At 28.6% G+C, this 3,719-nt stretch carries 3 protein-coding genes; all 3 read right to left on the bottom strand.

All coding sequences use genetic code 11. The features are described 5' to 3' along the window. Positions 1-102: 102 nt before the first annotated feature. A complete protein-coding gene (locus NNC19_RS23250) occupies positions 103-522 on the bottom strand; it encodes a CBS domain-containing protein (protein ID WP_310941073.1) in 420 nt (139 codons plus the stop codon). A 63-nt stretch (positions 523-585) separates the two neighbouring features. Further along, positions 586-1,599, bottom strand: coding sequence for a serine hydrolase (locus tag NNC19_RS23245; RefSeq protein WP_310941072.1), 1,014 nt, complete (start codon positions 1,597-1,599; stop codon positions 586-588). Positions 1,600-1,627: 28 nt separating this feature from the next. Next, a complete protein-coding gene (locus tag NNC19_RS23240) occupies positions 1,628-3,427 on the bottom strand; it encodes a MutS-related protein (protein WP_310941071.1) in 1,800 nt (599 codons plus the stop codon). Positions 3,428-3,719: the final 292 nt, after the last annotated feature.

Below are 3,719 nucleotides of genomic sequence, written 5' to 3'. Positions count from 1 at the left end.
TTTGTTAACATTTTTATCACCCAAGAATATTTTATTATAAAAACGAAAGAGTGTCGACTTTGTCGACACTCTGAAAGTTGGCTAATTTTTAGCCAACTTTTTTTATAGTTTTTTTCTAATTTTATTTAATTCATTAAAACAGTAATTTATTATATCACTTCTTTTTATTATCCCAATGAAAATCCCATTATCATCTACTACAGGAACAAAATTCTGATTAACGGCTAGGTTTATTAAACTTTCTATATCTGCATTAATTAAAACACTTTTGTGATAAACTCTCCTTGAAATCTCACTTACTTTCACAGACTCAGTATTTTTAAAATTCAAATCTGGAGTATTCTTTAGTTTCCATAACAAATCTCCTTCTGTTATAGTTCCAACATATTTCCCATTTTTATCAATAAGAGGTATCGCTGTATATCCGTGACGTTCCATCCTCTCCATAACTTGTCTCATTGTTCCATCAATACTTTCACAAACTACTTCATTTTTAGGTGTAAGAAAAAATGCTATATTCATAATTCTCTCCTCTTTTTCTAGTATATTGTTTTTGACTCAATCATAACTTCACGGTTGAAATATCTATAGCTTGTCCGCTGTAACAACATCATAGACCGCTCTAGAAATTTTAGCTATATTTTCTCGTCCTTCTTCCATCATCCCTTTTGAATAAATGCATAATATGTATGGTCTCTTAGCATATACTATAGCTATATCATTAACATAAGTCTCATAATCACCAATCTTATGAGCAACTATGCTCTTTGGTATGTACTTATCTATTCTATCATGAGCATTAGTATTTAGCATTATTTCCGCTATATTTCTATATTCTTTGTTTATGTCAGATTCATTATATATCTTCTTTAAAAGCATACAACTTTGCTTTGGAGTAATAAAATTATTATCATTCTCCATTGCTACTCCAGTAGCACTTGAGATAAATTCAGGAACATCTCCTACTGATCTTCTAAGCATAGCTGTTGCTATATTATCTGATTCCTTTATCATATATTCAAGTAATTCTTCTACTGAATATTCATCACCTCTTGAAACTTTCCCCTGTAATGATCCAGATCCACCACTATAATCTGATAACTCATATTGAATCTTTGTATCTCTAGTAAATTGATTGCTAGTAATTTTATCTGCAGCCATCATTGCTATTGGTACTTTGATTGTACTTGCTGCATGAAATGCAGTATCAGCATTTAATGTATATTGTGTATCTGTTGTTAGATCATAATACATAATTCCATAATACTTACTATTTTTTCCTAGTAATTGATTAACCTTTTTAGATATGGAATCAATACGTTTTTGAGCAGCCTGGACCACTTTAGTTTCTTGATTCTTTTTTTCATTTTGTTTCAGCTTGAAATCCTCTAATTCCTTCGCTTCTGCTTTGTTATTTGCATCAATAGATTTTTGTGCTTTAGTATCTATAATATTGCTATCAATTGCTACTGATACACCTAATGAAACTATGATAGTAGAAATCAAAACAGTTATGACTTTTTTATAATCTTTATCATTAGTTTCATTTTTCGTTTTATACTCTTCATCTTGCCTCTCATCTTTTCTCTTCAGTTTCATTACCATCACCCTCACCGTTTATTTATTTCTATTTATTAATTTCTATTCCAGCAAGTTTCATCAAATATACTGCATTTTGAGTGGTACTTTTTCCTCTTCTTAATTTATAATCGAAATTTATTTTGTTTTCAACATAGTATTCTCTAAAATTATAGTTATCTATTTCCTTCATTTCTTCTTCCAAGTCGCATAATTCTAAATCATGAGTTGATAGCAATCCCATTGCTTTATTTTCTATAAGCTGTTTTACAAGTACTGTTGCTCCTGTATGTCTATCTTTTGAATTTGTCCCTTTAAATATTTCATCTAATAAGAAAAATACTTTTTCGCCTCTCTTACATGCTTCTATAAGTAGTTTTATTCTTAATATTTCTGCATAGAATGAAGATATACTTTCTTCTAGGTTATCCTTAGTTCTCATACAAGTATATATATTCATTATACTGCATTTAAAGTTTTTTGCAGAACATGGTGCTCCAATATATCCTAAAATTAGATTTATTCCTACAGTTCTTAAGAAAGTACTCTTTCCTGACATATTTGAGCCTGTAATAAGTGTAACTTGCTTTGGTTTTCTTAACTCATAACTATTAGCTACAGCTCTATTACCTATTAGTGGATGGCTAATTTCTATCCCTGTAACTGAAGCTTCTTCTGTAATCTCTGCAAAACACCATTCTTCATGATCAAAGCTTAAATTAGAAATACTAGCTAATGCATCAAATTCACCCATAACTTCAAGCCATTTTTCAATTTTTGAACCATTTAATTTTCTCCACTTATTTAAATTGAACAATATAAATACATCCGCAAATAATAATACATTTAAAATAAAGAAATATGCATTTCCTGCTGAATCACCAATCCAATCAAGTAAGTTAGAAAGTTTTTTCATTTCATCTTTACACAATAAACTTGTATTATCTTCAAGTTTTTCTTTTAAACTATTTAAATAATCACTTTCAAATTTTTCATCTTCTATAAGTGTTAAAATATTTGAATAAGCCTTGACACTATTTTTTATGGAATTAAATAGATCTATTACTTCATTTCTATCCTTTGTTAACACTTTTATCACTGCATAGTTTATCATAAAATTAAGTATTATAAAAGAAATAGGGATAACTTTTATTATTGCCAGAAATACGCTTACCATTGTAATTAATATAAATATACATGAAATTCCAACTCTAACACTATCTCCACTAGAACTTTCTTTTCCCCACTTAATAAGTTCTTCCAATTCTTCTCCCTTTTTCTTCTTAAATGTTGCACTTACATATAACTTCTGTCTCCACTCAATCTTTTCACCAAGTTCTTTAATTGCTATTTGTCTTTCTTTAACTAAATTTTTATCTGGTAATTCTGCTAAAGAAAGTATTTGCCCAAGTTTTCTTCTACCACTAAGTGTTCTAGTAGTATTTATCATTTGAAACAAAGAATTCTTCCCAAATATGTCTAAATCTTCTGCAAAAGCATGATTTTTTTCTAGTAACTCTTCCCCCATATCTTCAAACTCTTTATACTCTCCATTTAGCCTTTTTAATCCTTTTTCATTAAATTCTAATGCTAATTCAATCTTCTCTTTCTTTTTGATAACCTTACCATGGAAAAAAGCTACAGTTAAAAAAATCAACATCATTACCGCAAATACTAATCCTGCAATAAATATTCCTTGTCCTTTATAACTTCTATAGGATAAATACAAACCTCCTATCAAAATTACAAGTCGACTCCACCCAACTACTTCTATAATTTTATTTAAGCTAGCTATTTCAGTTCTGCCTTTTTCTATATTCTGGTTATAAAATTTCTCTGCTTTACTCATATACTACCTCACTTTTCTTTATAATTATAAGATATCACATTCTATATAAAAATCCAACACATCCTATAAATTTCCTTTTTAATTGATAGTTAAAGTTCATAATTAGATTTTCTTAATGAAATTCTTTTAGAACTTATAACTTATTTTTCCATCCCTCATAGACCTTTATCCTTAATTATATATTTTCAATTAAAAAAGCATCTCTTACGAGATGCTACAGAGTGTCGACAAAGTCGACACTCTTTCGTTTTTATAATAAAATATTCTTGGGTGATAAAAATGTTAACAAAGA

This window comes from Clostridium sp. SHJSY1 (assembly GCF_031626875.1).
Lineage (GTDB): Bacteria > Bacillota > Clostridia > Clostridiales > Clostridiaceae > Clostridium.
The sequence above is the reverse complement of the archived record's forward strand: the minus strand, read 5'-3'. Positions and strand labels throughout refer to the sequence as shown.